General features: G+C 41.3%; 10 protein-coding genes and 2 tRNA genes. 9 read left to right on the top strand and 3 right to left on the bottom strand.

The features are described from left to right. The first annotated feature begins 59 nt into the window (after window positions 1-59). From Q5866_RS17110 to Q5866_RS17070, 9 genes are all read left to right on the top strand, one after another. Window positions 60-689, top strand: coding sequence for a SagB/ThcOx family dehydrogenase (locus Q5866_RS17110; protein WP_227215038.1), 630 nt, complete (start codon window positions 60-62; stop codon window positions 687-689). A 763-nt stretch (window positions 690-1,452) separates the two neighbouring features. Then, on the top strand, window positions 1,453-2,640 hold the full coding sequence (locus Q5866_RS17105; RefSeq protein ID WP_186978542.1) for an MFS transporter: 1,188 nt from the start codon (window positions 1,453-1,455) through the stop codon (window positions 2,638-2,640). A 185-nt stretch (window positions 2,641-2,825) separates the two neighbouring features. Continuing rightward, window positions 2,826-3,578 carry an outer membrane lipoprotein-sorting protein gene (locus Q5866_RS17100; RefSeq protein WP_099291944.1) on the top strand — a complete coding sequence of 251 codons (753 nt, stop codon included), beginning with the start codon at window positions 2,826-2,828 and terminating at the stop codon, window positions 3,576-3,578. Between the two features lies 1 nt (window position 3,579). Beyond that, on the top strand, window positions 3,580-4,794 hold the full coding sequence (locus Q5866_RS17095; protein ID WP_186978541.1) for an ABC transporter permease: 1,215 nt from the start codon (window positions 3,580-3,582) through the stop codon (window positions 4,792-4,794). Next, window positions 4,791-6,023: an ABC transporter permease gene (locus tag Q5866_RS17090; RefSeq protein WP_186978540.1), complete on the top strand. Its 1,233-nt coding sequence runs from the start codon at window positions 4,791-4,793 to the stop codon at window positions 6,021-6,023. Before Q5866_RS17095 ends, Q5866_RS17090 begins: the two co-directional genes overlap by 4 nt. 104 nt (window positions 6,024-6,127) lie before the next feature. Further along, window positions 6,128-6,811 (top strand): ABC transporter ATP-binding protein, encoded by a 684-nt coding sequence (locus Q5866_RS17085; protein ID WP_186978539.1) that lies wholly within the window; start codon window positions 6,128-6,130, stop codon window positions 6,809-6,811. Continuing rightward, complete coding sequence (locus Q5866_RS17080) at window positions 6,808-7,965, top strand: hypothetical protein (protein ID WP_303181472.1); 1,158 nt, start codon at window positions 6,808-6,810, stop codon at window positions 7,963-7,965. The genes Q5866_RS17085 and Q5866_RS17080 overlap by 4 nt, the downstream gene beginning before the upstream one ends. A gap of 106 nt (window positions 7,966-8,071) precedes the next feature. Beyond that, window positions 8,072-8,153, top strand: a tRNA-Tyr gene (locus Q5866_RS17075). A 5-nt stretch (window positions 8,154-8,158) separates the two neighbouring features. Next, a tRNA-Gly gene (locus tag Q5866_RS17070) sits at window positions 8,159-8,231 on the top strand. Window positions 8,232-8,634: 403 nt separating this feature from the next. Here the strand turns inward: Q5866_RS17070 and Q5866_RS17065 are convergent. Genes Q5866_RS17065 through Q5866_RS17055 form a run of 3 tightly spaced genes read right to left on the bottom strand, consistent with a single transcriptional unit; the run spans window position 8,635 to window position 17,135 of the window. Beyond that, complete coding sequence (locus tag Q5866_RS17065) at window positions 8,635-9,402, bottom strand: hypothetical protein (protein WP_303181471.1); 768 nt, start codon at window positions 9,400-9,402, stop codon at window positions 8,635-8,637. Continuing rightward, complete coding sequence (locus Q5866_RS17060) at window positions 9,399-14,018, bottom strand: RHS repeat domain-containing protein (protein WP_303181469.1); 4,620 nt, start codon at window positions 14,016-14,018, stop codon at window positions 9,399-9,401. The genes Q5866_RS17065 and Q5866_RS17060 overlap by 4 nt, the downstream gene beginning before the upstream one ends. A 30-nt stretch (window positions 14,019-14,048) precedes the next feature. Next, window positions 14,049-17,135 (bottom strand): hypothetical protein, encoded by a 3,087-nt coding sequence (locus Q5866_RS17055; RefSeq protein ID WP_303181467.1) that lies wholly within the window; start codon window positions 17,133-17,135, stop codon window positions 14,049-14,051. Between the last annotated feature and the right edge of the window lie 1,038 nt (window positions 17,136-18,173).

Below are 18,173 nucleotides of genomic sequence, written 5' to 3'. Positions count from 1 at the left end.
GAAGCTGTCGATAACATCCTGAATTTCTTTAACGGTACACCAACTAACGTAGTAAACTAATGAAAACAATTATTACAATGCTCGTGCTTACATTCATGGGAAGCGCCATGAATGCTCAAAACATCAAGTTACCCGCACCGCAGAAAACCGGGGGAAAATCACTCGCCGAATGCCTGAACGAACGGCAAACATCCCGTGATTTTGACACGAAAAAACTATCCCTGCAAGACCTTTCCGACCTCGTGTGGGCAGCGAACGGCCTTAACCGCCCGGAGATCGGCAAACGTACCGTTCCGACCGCCACGAACTGGCAGGAAATGGTACTCTACGTGGCGACAGCCGACGGCATCTACCGCTACAACGCCGAAAAACACGAACTGAAACTCGTGAAGAAAGGCGACTACCGGAAAGAATGCGGCCCGCAACCTTTCATGACGGTAGCTCCCGTGTGTTTCATCTATGTAGCCAACCACGACAAAGAGGGACGTATCTCCGATCCGGAGCAAAAGCTACTGTACTCCAACCACCACGCCGGGTACATGGCTCAAAACGTGTACCTCGTTTGTGCCGCCAAGGACATGGCAACCGTGACAATCGGTTCCGTCAACAGAGAGGCTCTAGCGAAAGTGATCGGTTTACCCAAGAACAACTTCGTGATCTACACCCAACCTATCGGGTACAAAAAGTAGATTTTCAAGTCGCCTTCGGCGACTTGAAAAGTTGCAGGTTACATTCGCCTACGGCGAGTCACAAGTTGTGTTACCGGCGTTTGGGACTGTAACTTAGCTCTCCCTCTGTTTATAGAGGGAGTACGGCGAAGCCGGGAGGGAGTTCTTGGATTTAGTGATTCAATAATTGTCGATTTAGTGATTAACGAAGCGTTGGCAAGTGGAGAGAAATCATTCAATCTAAAATCACTCAATCACTTAATTAATAAACTCCTCCGTCGGCTACGCCTCCTCCTCCTCTATAAACAGAGGAGGATCTGAAATACTATCTCCAATGCAGGAAAAGTAACCTGTAACTTGCCGAAGGCAAATGCAACCTGTAACTCGCCGAAGGCGACTATAAAAAAGTTCGCGTACAATAGGTTTACCCCATATATATCCTATTGATTCACAGTGGATACATGCCTTGTTATTCTATTGTCATTCTATTATTATTTTATTATTATACTATTTTAATAGAGTAATAGTAGAATAACAATAAAATAATTAGTAAATTACAACCAGAGATACCTTAGAATATCCCTAGGGATACACGGGGAAAAGATATAAAAAATGAAAGAAGCGTTGGTAGGTGGGAAGCAATCTACAATTGTTAAATCTAAAATTAATTCCCCTGCTTCCATCACTAGATTAAAGTTCTTTTTCGCCAAAATACATTATCTTTGTCCCCCGAACAATGCCCTCCGCCCACCACAGGACCCAAGGACAAAATAAAACAGCAAGTATGTACACGACACAAACACGGGAGAAGCTATGGACTTCCAATTTCATTTTAGCGTTCCTCGGGAATTTCTCGATTTTTTTCGCGTTCTACCTGCTACTGCCTGTACTTCCTTTCTATTTGATAGAAAAATTTAACGCAGACAGCGCATTAATCGGTACGATTCTCGCTTCCTACACGTTGACAGCACTACTCACTCGTCCGTTTTCCGGCTTCCTCGTGGATTACTTCTCTCGGAAACCGTTGCTCGTCACCTGTTATTTCGTCTTCGTGGGCTTCTTCGCCGGGTACATCGTCGCGGGGACACTCCTGCTTTTCGCTATATTGCGTGCCGTCCACGGGTTCTCGTTCGGCATGGTCACGGTGTCGAACTCGACCATGGCGATCGACGTGATGCCTTCATCCCGGCGTAACGTGGGGATCGGGTACTACGGGCTGTCCACGAATATCGCGATGGCACTGAGTCCCACCCTATCCCTTTTCCTGCATGACAATTACGGGAATTACGACTATATATTCCTGTGTTCCCTGTTGACCGGAACTTTCGGGCTAATCTGTGTTTCCCTCATCAAGGCCCCGGAGAAAATCACGTCCGCGGGGGAACCGATCTCGCTAGACCGTTTCTTCCTTCTGAAAGGCATTCCCGCGGGAATAAACATCGCTCTCCTGTCTTTCATCTACGGCATCATGTCTACCTACGTCGCTATCTACGGCGAACAAGAGGTACACATTAAATCGGGTACCGGGTTTTTCTTTATGCTAATGGCATTCGGGCTTATCACTTCCCGGTTACTGTCCGCCGGCCAGATGAACCGGGGACACTTGACGCGAACGATTCTGCTGGGCATCTTGTTCATGATCACGGGATTCTCGTGCTTTATATTCCTTAAAACGATACACTTCTTTTACCTGTCGGCATTCTTGATCGGAATGTCGTACGGTTTCGTCTGTCCGGCATTCCAAGCCATGTTTATCAACCTCGCGAGGCATAATCAGCGAGGCACCGCGAACTCGACTTACCTCACGTGCTGGGATATCGGTTTAGGCGCGGGTGTATTCCTCGGCGGGTATATCGCCAAAGCCTCGAACTACACGACGGCCTATCTCGTGGGATTGGGACTGGTCATTCTGGGACTCATTTTATTCCAAACACTTACCGCGTCATACTACACGCGCCATAAATTGCGTTGAGGTCCACGAGACGGAGAAGATAGTCTTTTCCATTTTCCATTTTCAATTAAATCTTGTCACCCGTTTTCTAATTTTTCCTGTCGTAAATAAGACTTTAAAAATTAATGTAAATGAAGTACCCTATTTTAAGACCTCGTTCGTTATAGACGAGAAAGACGAAATATAACTAAACTAATAACAGCAAGATGACTAGAAGATTAATCATTACCTGTTGCGTGTTGCTATTCGGCGGAAGCCTGCACGCACAAGAACTCACCGCGAAGGAAATCATGGAGAAAGTGACGAGTAACAAACAAGGAGAAACTCTTTACTCGGAAGTCACCATGACAATCGTACGCCCGACGTGGACAAGGGAAGTCGGTATAAAAAACTGGACGAAAGGAGAGAAATATTCACTCATCCTCATCACCTCACCAGCGAAGGACAAAGGACAAGCGTTCTTGAAAAGAGAAAAAGACTTGTGGAACTGGATGCCGAGCATCGACCGGATGGTAAAAATGTCCTCGTCCGTTATGGGACAATCGTGGATGGGAAGCGATTTCACGAACGACGATATGACGAAACACTCGTCCAAGATAGAAGACTACACGCACGAGCTGAACGGAACGGAAGAAGTGAGAGGACACGAGTGCTACAAACTGACGCTGGTTCCCAAGGAAGACGCCGCCGTGGTGTGGGGCAAAATCGTGGTGTGGATTACCAAGAAAGACTTTATCGAGGTCAAATCCGAATTTTACGACGAGGACGGCGTGCTGATCAACACGTACAACGGTCATGACATCAAAGAAATACAGGGACGGAAAATTCCCACCCGACTGGAAGTCATCCCGGCTGACAAGCCGAACCAGAAGACCGTTCTGACCGTACACAAGAACGAGTTCGACAAGCCCATGAGTGATAGTTTCTTTTCCCAACAAAACATGAAAAAACTCCGGTAACATGATAAAACTCGCTTGGCGAAATATATGGCGTAATTCCCGCAGAACGGGAATCACGGTGGCATCCGTGTTTTCCGCCGTGTTATTCAGCATTTTGACAATATCCTTGTCCGATGGCAGCTGGAACAAGTTAATGGATAACTTGTTGCGCACGCAAGTCGGACACATCGAAATTCACCGGCAGGGATACTGGGAAGAGAAGAGTATCGACAATTACATGACCATGGATGCCGCCATGATCGAACAACTCCGCACCCTCCCCCACATCACGAACGTATCGCCCCGGGTGGAAACGTTCGCCATGATTTCCTCGGATAAAACCACGAAAGGCGTCGGTATCGTGGGCATCGATCCCGCGCAAGAAGAACTCAAATCGTCGTTGTCACAACGAGTGACACGAGGGAAATACCTCCGGCAAGACGATGACGGGATACTGCTCGGCAAGGGGTTGAGCGAATACCTGCAAGTGGAAGTCGGCGACACGGTAGCCCTCATGGGACAGGGATACCACGGGACGAACGCTATCGGGTTGTTCCCCGTACGCGGGATCGTGTCGATCATCATCCCGGAAATGGACAAAGGATTCCTCTACATGACATTGCCCGCCGCCCACGCGTACATCAATATGCCGGACGGGTACAGCGGGATGCTCATATCCATTGACGAGGACGAGAACCAAGAGAAAGCCTTTGCCGCCGTGCAGGAGCGAGTGGCAGGCGCACCGTACGACGTGATGCGATGGCAGGAATCAATGGAAAGCCTGCTGACACAGTCGAGAGCGAACAAAGTATTCTCGAAAATCATCATGTTTATCCTGTACGTGATCGTGGGTTTCGGCATCCTCGGGACGGTGATCATGATGACGAACGAACGCCGGCACGAGTTCGGGGTGGTCGTGGCACTGGGAATGAAACGGCAAATCCTCTCAAACGTGGTATGCCTTGAATTGTTTTTCATGACGCTGCTGGGCGCGTGTCTGGCTATCGCGGTGAGCATTCCTATCACGTATTATTTCAGCTATTACCCGATACAGCTCACGGGAGAACTGGCGGAAATCGCCCTCGGTTACGGCATGGAGCCCGTGATACCCACGGCGACAAGCACGTATATTTACGTGAACCAAGCCTTAGTGATCTTGTTTATCACGTGCCTGACAAGCATTTACCCCATCAGTAAAATACTCCGTTTAAAAGTCAATAAAGCCATACGCCCATGAAAATAACTTTAATGCTCGTGCGCCTGTCATGGAAAAACATCTGGCGCAATAAATTCCGCAGTATACTTATCCTTAGCGCAATAGCTATCGGGTTGTTCGCGGGAACCTTCACCATAGCATTCGTCACGGGTTGGGGACGGGCAACAATCGAGACAGAAATATGCAATCAACTATCGCACACGCAGATACACACGCCGGAATTTAGCTACAATTACGACATCAACTCGTACTTCACGCGGGATAGGGTGAAACCGATAATAGATTCCGTGACGGGATTGGAAAGCGTCACGTACCGCTTGAAACTGTACGGGGTGCTTGCCTCCGCCTCGAATACCGTGGGGGCTTTCGTGCACGCTATCGACCCGGCGGAAGAGAAAGCAACCACCACGCTCCACCAGTATATCCCCGATTCGCTGGGGACATTTCTGGAAAGCGGCAAATTACCCGTCGTCATCAGCCAACGGGTAGCCAAGAAACTGAAAGCGCGCTTGCGGTCAAAAGTAGTACTTTCCATTCAAGACGTGAACGGTGATATGCAAAGCATGGCGTTCCGCGTGGGCGGAATATTCAAAACAAATAACAGCATGTTCGACGAGTCCACGATCTTTGTCAGGAAAAGCGACATCCTCCCCTACACCGGTCTGCCGGAAGACGCCGCCCACGAGGTAGCGATACTCGCCGCCAGTGTTGACGAGGGGAAAAAGGTCACGGAAGCCGTGACTGCCGCGCTCCCGGACATGGACGTGCAAGGATGGAACAAACTCCAACCCGCCCTCGGGCTGATGTACGCGTGGACAGACCTGATCAACGTGATCATTCTGTCGATATTCCTGATAGCCCTCTCGTTCGGTATCGTGAACACGATGCTCATGGCTGTACTGGAACGGACGAAAGAACTGGGGGTACTCGCCTGCATCGGGATGAACAAACGAAACATATTCAAAATGGTGATGTTCGAGACACTATGCCTCACCGTCGTGGGGAGTGCCGCCGGTATCCTGCTGGCACTCTGGGTAATCGGGTACACGGGGCAACATGGTATAGATCTCGGGTTCATGCTCAACGCGAATTACGAACGATTCGGGTTCAGTTCGGTCGTCTACCCGTTCTTATTCCCTAAAGCCTTCATGGAAATCGTTATACTCGTGGTTATCACGGGCATCGTGTCAGCGATCTACCCCGCCCGAAAAGCGCTGAAGATCAATTCATGGGAAGCTACAAAGAGTTAAAGAGAGCTTGAAAGACGGTAATAGAAATCAAGAATGTAGAATGAAGCGTTGGCAGGTGGGGAGAAATCTAAAATCTAAAATTTAAAATCTAAAATTAATGTGTCATGCCAATTATAGAAACTAAAAACTTATACAAGACTTACAAAGACGAAATGTCTGAAGTACACGCTGTCGATGATGTCAATATCAGTATCTCCGAGGGAGAATTCACGGCCATCGTGGGACCTTCGGGTTCCGGGAAGACCACCTTGTTGAACCTGATCGGGGGACTGGACACGCCGACCTCCGGCAACTTATATATCGACGGGCAGGATATCTCGCTATTGAAACCCAAAGAAATGGTCGATTTCCGTTTACACAATATCGGGTTTGTATTCCAGTCTTTCAATCTTATCCCCGTGTTGAGCGCCAAGGAAAACGTCGCGTTCGTCATGGAATTGCAAGGACGCAAAAAAAGCGAACGGGACGAGCGTGCCCAAGAATTGCTGGAATCCGTCGGTTTGGGAGATCGCGCCAACAGCCGCCCCTCCAAGCTTTCCGGGGGACAACAGCAACGCGTGGCAGTAGCCCGCGCGCTGGCATCAAAACCCAAATTCATCCTCGCCGACGAACCGACAGCAAACTTGGATAGTAAATCCGCGGAGAATCTTCTGGACATGATGGAAAAGCTGAACGAGAAGGAGAATATCACGTTCGTGTTCTCCACGCATGACCCTCGAATCATGGCAAAAGCAAGGCGAATCATTACCCTTGAAGACGGTAAAATCATAAACGACATCGTGAAATGAAAAAATATATTGTTCTTTTTTGTGTTATCATTTTGTCAAAGAACCTCTTCTCGCAAGAGGTTCAAAAACCCGAATTCTCGGGCTACGTGAACGAAATGTTTTCCATGTTCACCGAGAATCTGGACGATTCATGGTACTGGCAAAACATCGTGCACAACCGCCTGACATTCGGTTGGCAACCCGGGGAATGTTGGAGAATCGACGCAGGAATACGAAACCGATTGTTTAGCGGCGACTTTCTCGACATTCCCGGGTACGCCAAAAGAATGGAAACGGACAATGGCTACATGGATTTATCGTGGAACATCATGGACGAAAAGAATGCCCTGTTGAACCTGACCTGCGACCGCCTCTATTTCACTTTTGAGAAAGGGAGATGGTGCCTGAAACTGGGCAGGCAACGGGTAAACTGGGGACAAACTTTCGTGTGGAACGCGAATGATCTCTTCAACAGTTACTCGTTCTTCGACTTCGACTACATCGAGCGTCCCGGTTGCGACGCGTTCCGGGGAACGTATTATCACGACGAAACTTCTTTCAGCGAAGTCGTTGTTTCTCTCGACAACTCGAAAAAGGTTACCGCCGCCTTTTTACACCACGGTACGATCAAAAACTTCGACTTCCAAGTCATGGCAGGGATTCAATCGGAAGACGACTTTGTCATCGGCGGGGCCATGACCGGAGATATCAGGGGCGTGAACCTGCGCGGGGAACTCGCTTATCGCCAACCACTGGACAACTTCGGTAAATCGAGCGGTATCATCGAGGCTTCCTTCGGTGCCGATTACCTGTTTTCCAATAAAATCATGTTACAGGGAGAAGTGATGTACAATAATAAAGAGAGTATTTTCTCGTTGAAGAATATCCTCAAATTCGTACTCAATCCCTCGTCGGCAAACATCATGACCGCCATGAACGATTGGAACGCCGTCGCGATGGTCTTCTATCCCCCAACCGACCGATTGTCACTATCCCTGTCGGGGATGTACATGTCCGGACTGGAAACTTGTTTTGCCGGATTTATCATGGATTATTCCCTGTGGAACAACCTCGATTTCTCCATTATCTCACAGTATTTCACCACAGTAGGCGACACCATCCCCATCGACGTGAGAGCGTGGTTCGGTTTCGCCCGCCTAAAGTTTTCATTCTAACCCCAAGATTTATCGCTAAAAACTACAAAAAAAAAATAACTCTAACTATTGCGTCAAAACCAAAAAGCTGTATATTTGCAGCCGAAACAAATGTTCTTTGAACAAAGGGGAGATACCAAAGTGGCCAACTGGGGCTGACTGTAACTCAGCTGACATCGTCTTCGTAGGTTCGAATCCTGCTCTCCCCACATTCGCGGAAATAGCTCAGTCGATAGAGCACTAGCCTTCCAAGCTGGGGGTCGCGGGTTTGAGTCCCGTTTTCCGCTCACTGAAAACCAAGCACTTACGAAAGATCGTGAGTGCTTCTTTTTTTTACCGTGACGTTTTCGTGACAAAAAGATACCTAAAAACTCCATCTCTTTTTTCTTTTAATTAAACAAAATAATTAGGAATAACGAACCTTCCTACAAACAAACTTACAAAATAAAGTTGTAATAAAAAAGTACTATTTGGCAGACTTAGAATTGTTTTCGAATACATTTTTATCATAATCAAAACACTCACATAGAAATCCTAATTAATATTAGAAAAATCATCCTAGATAAATTAATACTGAATTAAAGACAGGATCGGGACATAGATTCTCAACTATATCCCGACCCCCCAATTATATAATACTAAAGATTGTGGCTAATTCCACTAATATCATACTTTGCTTAAATCAACTTGCTACCGATAAAGCCAAAAAGCATTCTTCCATGATGAACACTCTAAAGGCGTTTTCCGTTTAGGGTCCATTTTATCATACATAACAAATTGATGATTTCGTGCTCGATATAAAATATAATTCCCTTCCGGCGAATAAAAATAAGGTGTTCCTTCCGCATTTCGTCCAATTTTAGTCTCTTTTCCGGTAAGAACATCTATTTCTACCAGATAGTGCTTAAAATTAGTTGCGTATTGAAACAACAACTTTTTTTTATCTTGCGATATTACTGGATTTTGGAATCCCAAGCCATACGTACCAATCCCGAAAGAACTGACACGAGGCAATTTTTCCCACAACAAACTGTCCCCTTTATAGCAAGTTACATGTCCCCTATCCCGAACCTTTATTGTAAGATCTTCACATTGATAAACGGCATCAGGATCTTTCAATTGTCGATAATATGACATCAAATTAGTTCCTTGCAATGACACTCGTTGAGGAACAACTATACTCGAATCCCAAAACACACTTTTCTCTGCAACAACACCTTCTCTCTCCAAATAAAGAATCAAAGAATCTAATTTCCAAGCATATCCTACTAAATGATACCCGCTAATATCCTCAGCCAGCATATGATCTTTAGATATTCTATAAGTTCCATATTCATGTTTTACCGTTTGATAGTCAAAAAAATGAACTTGTCCACGATTTTCAATCAAAATGTACTGTTGGGCTTTCAAATTCGTCCCTAAAAACGATATGAACAAAAAAACAAAAATACCTTTCATTGTTTCAAGTTATTTAAATTATATCCCATAAATGCGTAATCTCTAATTCGCATTTGTAAATCCAAAAACATTGGCGTTCTCAAAATAGGAATATTAAAAACACCCCCAGATAAAAGAGCCCTAGAAGCCGCAATTGTACAATGCATATTCTTCAAAGGTGTAATTAACGCCATCTTATATCTTATACCACCGGGAAGAGTATTTATATATTTTTGATAACCTGACAGATTAACGCCCTTAATATCAACAGAGCGTGCTAGTAACCCTTTTACTGAATTTGAGTAATCAACAACCGGATCTAAACTTTTAAAAGCATTCGGCAATGTACGGGCATAACGCTCTGTACTACCTTCCCCACCAACCATTGCTCCCCAAGAAAAAGTTTTACTATCTTGATAATTGTAAAGTTGTGAATGTCCGTCCGTTTCTAATCTTAATTTCCCTGTGGCATTATAAGATCCTTTAATTCCGGACCAAACATCAGATAGTGTTGCAAAAGCGCCTAAACCATATCCAAGATCCTCGTACCATTTATTATTTCCATCAAGGAAAAAATCAAATTTTCCACTTCGCAAATTCAAGTTACCGAACCCGAATGAAATTCCTGGATCTATTAGGCCATCACTTAATAGAGACATTCCAAGAGAAGAGTTGAGAGATCCTGCCATAGTACCGATAGTGTTTGCCATAAAACCTCCACTAGCGGCAATCTCTGCACCAATTGCTCCCGACATTCCACCAATAACCGCACCACCCAATATCTTTCCCCAAGTATTACCAGAGCTCCAATCCCACTTAAAAGGATTTACTTGTCCATCATTAGCCAACATTCCCCCAGAAAAAGCTCCAAATGCAGCACCTATACCAAAAGCTAACCACGAGAATTCTCCATTGGGATCTACCATTATCACAGGATTATTACCACAATAGCAATAAGGACTCATCATTTGAACTGCCGGATCTTGACAGAACCATCTTGCGACAACGGGATCATAAAGTCTAGCCCCAAAATCATAGGTTCCAAACACGCTTCCTCCAATAGATGCATCTTGATATTCCTTACCGTTATACAAATACTTGTTTTTATCAAGATTATTATTTTGGAATGCCAAACCAAACGGGTAATATTCCGTCGTTTGAATCGTGGCTAATGTATTTCCAGATGCTTCAAGTAAAACTCTAGTACTTCCCAAATGATCACATAATGCATAATCATAAACAAAGCTATTACCACTTTTTCTGGTCAATCCTTCCGGATGAATAATGTAAGATAAATTATCATTATTATAAATCATTAATCCTCGGTAATATGTCAAAGAACTCCCGACTTTCATGGCTAATTTTTCGCCATTTGCATTGTAAATATATGAAATTATTTCAGAACTTTTGCTTATTTCTTTCGGTAAATTAATTTCGTTATAGGAAATAGTTACACCACGATTCCCATCCGAGATCATATTACCATTTTCGTCATAGCTAAAGTTTTTCGTATTCCCATTATTTACGATACTACTTACGGCGTTAGCATTACTTGCATTCGCATACGTGTAAGTTAAATCATGAAGAATAGTCCCGCTGGAATTATTTCGAATTAAAGTTTTTATATTCCCGTTTTGATCGTATGTTAACCCACTAACCTTGTATCGATTATCATTTGTCCATCCCCCCTTATTCTCTTTATACACTGCAGAATTTAAATGATTCATTTTATCATAAGTGTAAATATAGGCTTTTTCCACTCCATTACCATTTTTCCACCGAATTGCATTTATATTTCCGTCATAACGAGCGGAAGCACCAGATACATTTACTTTATCGTAATCTAGATAATAACTGAAAGAAGGCGAAGATACGCTAGTGATTGCCCCCCCGATTTCATAAGAATACGTTATTGTTTGGGCTCCGTTATGAATTTTACTCGTGCTCATTCGATCAAACTCGTCATAAGTACATTCGGATAAAAGGACTCTACCATTAACATTATCTCCCGTGATTTGTTGTTCCGTTTTTAAAAGACGCCCTTGATCATCGTAAGTAAAGTATTTATTCAATTCATTCACAACATTTCCAAGTGTTTGTTTATGTTTCACCTGAATAACATTCCCTTTAAAATTTAGCAGATTTGACACGATACTAATTCCTGATGGATATAATTGTTCCACATGTTGAATACTTTCGTATCTTGAATTGTAATAGATAGCAGACAGCAACCACTGGTTTGAGTTGATTCCCAGTATTTTCGTTTTCTTCCCCGTTGCTTTTCCGACAACATTATCGTTCTTCTCCTGATCAAAAGCATCTCCATCTGAAAAAGCAACACTTGACTGTCCGACCCAATCATAATCATCAAAGTACATGATATTCAGACATTCATTCTCTGTTACAGAAACTGGGTAAGTAATATTCGTATATCCGTGTAACGCCGTACCCCTTCGTTCTCCAAAAACAGTTTGAGACGCCAAAGCAGTTCGATGTTCTGTTTCAGAGCCACTACATAATCCGGTTATAACAGAACGATTATATTCGTCATATTTAATAAATTCCCATTTATCATCAAGTCGTTGTTGTGAATTCTGCGATAATACTAAACGCCCCCGTTTATCATACAAGTTTATTTTATAGCCGGCACCAGGAATATATTGTTTATATACTCTACCATATTCATCGTATTCCGTGTAGAAACAATATTTTTGAAGCTCTGGTAATGTCTTTGTTCCTGATGTAAACAATTGTTCTTGAGCAGGCGGAATCACGTAGCGAATCCTTTCCAAATCATCAAATACTTGATAAGTTGATACTTGTTCGGTACCAGATTTTGTTCTTTTTGCGACGACATGCCCTCGTGAATCCTTGAATTCAAAAGAAATATCTCCTTGAGGATTTGTTATTTCAGACACGACTAACGTGTTAGCTGGATAAAAACCATTTAAAACAAGAGAAGTTCCACTTAAAATAAATCTCTTCACCTGATCTTCTGTTGTATTTTTTCGATAAGCAAAACGGGTCGTGTGTCCTTCTCCCATTTTCCATGAGGCCCCAGGATTACCTTGTTCGAGTATCTTATCGTTTGAAGAATTGTCATATCGAACTTCCGCATAGGCTGGATTAGCAACCCCGTAGAGATTCTGGTAAAAAGCAGCTTGCTCTGTTATAATATTTTGATTGTAAGTTGGATTACCAGAGATGGTTAACGGCAAATACATTTTCGTCTCTCGACCGGTACTGTCATAAACATGGAACGAATAAAGATTATTTCCCGTAGGCGAAGCTTTTACGAGAACATCTTGAAGTGGCCGTCCCAAGCCATCCACGTAAGATACCATCGTGTTATACTTCGCATCAACATTCATCGTGTTTGCTTCTATATAATCCCGCGTAAGGATATAGCTCTTGTTAGACGTGTAGGAATTGGGATCAGCTCTCTCGACAAAAGCACTTCCCCTCATGGCTACATATCGGTTATTAAAATACCATTCTATCGTATACCTACCCGGTTCTGAAACGCTATTACTATATTCTTGCCCTGTTCCCGTAAACGTTTTTACAACTTCTCCATTCTTCAATAAACGATACGTGTAACCTTCTTGAGTACCTGACAATTTTATGTACACAGAAGAGGACGAATTATAAAGGACTCCACCACCAGAAATATCAAAAATTGAAATTCCATCACCACTTTTCTGATCTAAATAAAGATACCAATCATATCCCCAATACCAATCATTTCTAGGGGCCAAGTAATCAAAATTCCGATCAGCCGAGATCCTCCATACCACCTTATTACGAGCTATTTGTCTCACATTTTTTATTTGATAATAATTATCCCAATCACGAATCAGTCCTTGGTTACACATATCGGCATACTGTCGAAAAATGTCAATTTCTTCCATAATATCTGTTGAGGATTCTATCGTAACTTCAACCATTCCACCTTCTTTGGGAAAAAAATACTCAGAAGGTGTTATAGATACAATTGAAGAAAATATACTTGGATTAGTAACATTAACAACACCACTCATATCTTTACTGTATCCTTCCTTCCAAGCCACGACCTTATAGCTCCCACGTTCACATGCAACATCAAACTGAAGAGGTTTTCCATTACCATTTAAACTCATTACCGTACGATTGGTACTATTTTGTACCAATGAATATACGACACCGATTTCGGAGCCACTTAAGGTAAACTGTAACGTTACTCCCGGCATACAAGTTCCCCCACCGGAAAGATTAAAGACCGAAATAGTGGGTAAAGAAGTTTGGACTACCACCAAATGAGCATATTGACAATGAAACTCAAATCCCCGGGTATCCGAAGTTGAATTCTCGGGAATATAAATCCTCCATTTCCCTGTCGTATTACTCGTGTATTGAACTTCAACTTCTGCTCCAAGTTGATGAAAATTAGTCCGTCTATATTCAGAAATATCTCTTTCCATTTGGTATGCGGGATAATTTCCTAGATCATACCGATACATGAATTCTACTTCCACGAATTTTTCACGTCCATCAGTATCAATCCTTTCTGGATCAAAACGAGTAATCCCGTCCAAACCTTGTCCCCATGTGAACATGGAAATTAATATAAATCCTAATATAAAATATAATCTTTTCATAGCTATCATTTATTAAATTCACGTTATTTTTTAGTACGTCGTGGCGTCATGATACATGTAACGGGTTTTCAAATTTCGTTCATTATCATAGATCGCAATTAGACGTCCAAAGCTATCATAATCATAATACGTGGTATTCCCGTTATGATCTGTTTCTGAAACTTTTCCAAAACCCCACCAATAGCAACATGATTTTATTCTCGCTTTTTCCGGTGCAATAACGATATCGTCAATATAGCAAGACTTATCACCAATTAGCATATTATTAACAGGATTATACGCATCTAAAACTAGTGGGCATTCTACTTTATTCCATGTTTTTCCTCCATTCGTACTTTTCCAGTAAGATAGTTTGTACGTCCCCGGTTTTAACGTGTAAAATGATATTGAATAAGGTCCTTGTTTAGCTTTTCGTCCACTTTTCCCCCATGTCAAATCACAATTTGAATAATCTTCGAAGTTTTGAAAAAACACTTCACTTTTCTGACTCTCCTTCGAGTAAGATGCACCAATAACTTCTGCTATCGGCTGATCTCCACCACCATATATATAGGAAATGGTATCCCCATTTTGATCATGATACTGTATAAGCTTACCCACCTCATCATATGAATCGAAATATCTACTTACCTCGTATTTAGGATCTTCCCTTCCTCCTACATAATATGGGTTCAAAGAGGCTACTGGCTCAGTCAGCTTCAATTCTTTAATTTTATCCAATACTGGTGCTTCAATTTGTCCATATGCAGCAACAATACATTTATACTCGTTTATTGTTCCCCCCGTAATTTTATTATCCTTATACTGGATTATCTCTATCGGGTAATTAATCATGTTTTCTTGGTTCATGACTTTTAAAGCATAGGCGTTAACATTCGTTTTTTCAGCATTAGCGACAGTATAATTAAATGGATATGTCAACGTCCTTCGGTACACGGTATTCATTGCATCAGTCAACGTTATCTCTTTAGGAACTAAATAATTGGAATCATAGAGGTAAGTAGTCGTCTTCGACAAAATTTCTTTTCCCGATTCCTTGATAGATGATGTCACAATAGGTTGTGATATCCATTTATAAACGCCAATTTTAGGAATCCTTAAATCTGCACTACCAATTTTCATTCCCTCCCCGTAATAATAAGGGATATAAGCAGAAATTTCTTCTCTAGCACGCAAGTCTGTTTTATACGAGAATTCTTGTTTGTACGTCTCGTCTCCTTGCGCATTATAACTTATCATTTCTTTCAATAATCCACGGGCCCAAAATTTAGATGTACTCGGAGTAAATAATGCAATACCGCCACTATTACCAGAATAAACATCATAACATGAATGAACTTCATCCGGGACGTCACTAGAAGTAAGAAATTTGTATACATTCCAAGAACCATTAGGACATACCTCTTTCACCTCGGAATATCCAACCGATGCTCCATTCAAATCAAAGGGCGAAAGAATGGGTTGATCAAATGCCACATAATAATATGCCGTGTAACTTTGAGTCACGCCTAGTATTTTCATTTTTTCATAAGAATAATATATCGGATACAAGTAATAAGGATCATTCATAAAAGCCTTACCACTAGATTTCCCATTGGAAGTCATGTAATAATATGATGTAACTAGAGGTTTTGCACTAGCATTTTCATACTCTTTTATTTTTTTTATCCTTAAACCACCCTGAAATCTATCATATCCGTTAATTAACGCCCGGTTAGATTCAAATTCAAATTCTTTAAAACTACGTTCGGTATAATATATTCGTTTTAACATTCCAAATTGATTAAAAACGGTATCCACTTCCCTAGACTCCCCATCGAGGTACCCGAAATGTACCCCCCCAGTAGACGAGTTTTGCACTCCACATGCAAAGCGAGGATGCCCTGTCAAAACCCCTCCCGTAACATTCGTGTACCCCCAGTGGTCATATGTACTAGAATTACGTTTATGTAAAGAATTCACGTTATATTGAAATTTATTCAATAAACGTTTCTCTCCGGCATAAGCGACTTCTTCAATTTTATCTAACTTTAACGCTGTATGCGCGTACGATGCAGACCCAGGAAAAGCTGAATAAGTAAACAACATGGATTTCATGTATACGTTGCCATTTACAGCCAACTTGATACTAGTTAATTTCCTCGCTCCCTCCACATCAGGACGACCTTCCGCTGATTCAAAAACTAATGATTTATTTCCCCATGAAATCCGATTCAAATACTTCGGTTCTTTAATTTTTACTAGAGTATTTTGCTCTTGTTGTTGATCTATTTCCACTTTTCGATCCCCGATATCATGAAATTTCAACACGTACCTTTTATTATAATTATAGAACTCGTAATCATTCCCTTTCGTGTATGAATAGTTAATATTATTACCCGCCATCGTCTTTATTTCGTCCAAATACCAAGAGGATGTAAAACTTACAGTTTTGGTTACAGCCCCGTCTTTAACCATAGACTCCGTTGTTTCTTTGGTCCTAAATATGTATTTACAACCTTGCTCATCGGTTATTATAAAATTATTCCTTCCTATCCATTCTATTTTTATCTTTTGGTAAGGTATTGTATGAGCCACACCGTTACCATCGACGATAAACATACCTGAACGTCCTGGAATTTCAAAATAAAATACATCCGGTTCCGTATCCATATTTTTCAACCTAGATTCAAAATTATTTTTATTCCAACCACTCAAACTTTGAATTTGACTCCAATGACTATTCTCTTGGCTTGAATATCCCGTTTCATCCGGAAGATGTCGAACAACCCTCGTGATCCTTCCTCCAACAGACAAATTCCACCCCAAACCAACCCATGTGGCCACGTCCTGTACTTTAATCCCTGAAGACTGGTATGTCAAGACTATTGGTATTTGTATATTTTGAGTCTTTATCGTGTATAGAGGAATTTGAATATTAGCCGCTCCCGTGTATTTGTCTACGGGTACATTAATACTTCTAATTAATGAGGAAGATTCTGGAGAAGGAGGAATGGAAAATGCTCCAACATAAAACTCTTGTGCTACTCCCCAATGGGGTAAAACGATCAAAAAAACGATATAGTATAAGCTTCTCAACAAATACTTATTTTTTACAAATAGTACACTCTTTTTCATATTCAACTATTAATTTTATTTAACACTCAAAAAAATACGTCACACGAACTTGCTAACATTTTACTCTCATAGGCATACACATTTAAATTCAACATCCTGTTAATTCAATCGATTCAAGATCAAGTATGTTTTAGAATCTATTTCCCTATTATTCAGGATCTCTATTATCCAAATGAATTCAAAAACAACTTCTAATTCAATATACCAAGCATACTTTAACTTGCATTATCTATCATTCTATACAAGTAAAATTAAAAAGAGATGCTCAATAAAAATGTATGTAATAAATTGAATAATGTGTGTATTTTATCCATATATCAAAAGTTGAATAACATAAATATTTTACGACAAAAAACATTGAATTATAAATGGTTATTATGCAAGTTTGGTTTGTACAAATGCGAACAAGCATTACGATAATTGTAAGAAATGAGTATAAAGTTATACTTTATTATAAACTCATCTTCAAGAAAAACTTATTCTCAATAAATAGAGAAATATAATAAAATACTTAATTCAAACAATATTAATTCTATTTATACATTAAAATTGAAATACTTGACAAAGATTTTGATCATTAAAGTTTTTATCTATTTTCAAAAAATGGACAAAGAAGTCTCTTGCCCACTCCTTTTTCTGCACAAACTCACGAAAAGATGTAGTAGGACTAGCGTCCAGCCTTGTGTAAATTAGAGCCCGGCACAACTATTCATATCATGGTCTCCGTTTAATAAGTATAGAAGTCATTTTTCGTCAATTTTAGCCCAAAAATACAATCCTATTTATCAATTCTGAAGAGAAGTATATATATATCTCCTATTTTTCAAGATATTATTATAGCAGACTAAAAAAATAATACTTTCTCAAATAGAACTTTCTACCTTTCAAATACTACCAATAATTTCAAATTTTATATTTTTCTAACTCCTTCTCGCCAAGATTTTCGTCATATTTGCCAAGAAATATTCCTCCATTTACCCCAATAGATCCTCACGTCAAATTCGAGAAATCACTCTCTTTATACTTTGAAGTAAAAAT

The organism is uncultured Butyricimonas sp., assembly GCF_959596855.1.
GTDB classification, from domain to species: domain Bacteria; phylum Bacteroidota; class Bacteroidia; order Bacteroidales; family Marinifilaceae; genus Butyricimonas; species Butyricimonas muris.
The sequence above is the reverse complement of the archived record's forward strand: the minus strand, read 5'-3'. Positions and strand labels throughout refer to the sequence as shown.

What these genes read in the sequence shown, in the direction of transcription:
- Q5866_RS17080 (WP_303181472.1), top strand. Translation starts at nt 6,808, where the DNA reads ATGAAAAAATATATTGTTCTTTTTTGTGTTATCATTTTGTCAAAGAAC.
- Q5866_RS17100 (WP_099291944.1), top strand. Translation starts at nt 2,826, where the DNA reads ATGACTAGAAGATTAATCATTACCTGTTGCGTGTTGCTATTCGGCGGA.
- Q5866_RS17055 (WP_303181467.1), bottom strand. Translation starts at nt 17,135, where the DNA reads ATGAAAAAGAGTGTACTATTTGTAAAAAATAAGTATTTGTTGAGAAGC.
- Q5866_RS17060 (WP_303181469.1), bottom strand. Translation starts at nt 14,018, where the DNA reads ATGAAAAGATTATATTTTATATTAGGATTTATATTAATTTCCATGTTC.
- Q5866_RS17065 (WP_303181471.1), bottom strand. Translation starts at nt 9,402, where the DNA reads ATGAAAGGTATTTTTGTTTTTTTGTTCATATCGTTTTTAGGGACGAAT.
- Q5866_RS17090 (WP_186978540.1), top strand. Translation starts at nt 4,791, where the DNA reads ATGAAAATAACTTTAATGCTCGTGCGCCTGTCATGGAAAAACATCTGG.
- Q5866_RS17110 (WP_227215038.1), top strand. Translation starts at nt 60, where the DNA reads ATGAAAACAATTATTACAATGCTCGTGCTTACATTCATGGGAAGCGCC.
- Q5866_RS17095 (WP_186978541.1), top strand. Translation starts at nt 3,580, where the DNA reads ATGATAAAACTCGCTTGGCGAAATATATGGCGTAATTCCCGCAGAACG.
- Q5866_RS17085 (WP_186978539.1), top strand. Translation starts at nt 6,128, where the DNA reads ATGCCAATTATAGAAACTAAAAACTTATACAAGACTTACAAAGACGAA.
- Q5866_RS17105 (WP_186978542.1), top strand. Translation starts at nt 1,453, where the DNA reads ATGTACACGACACAAACACGGGAGAAGCTATGGACTTCCAATTTCATT.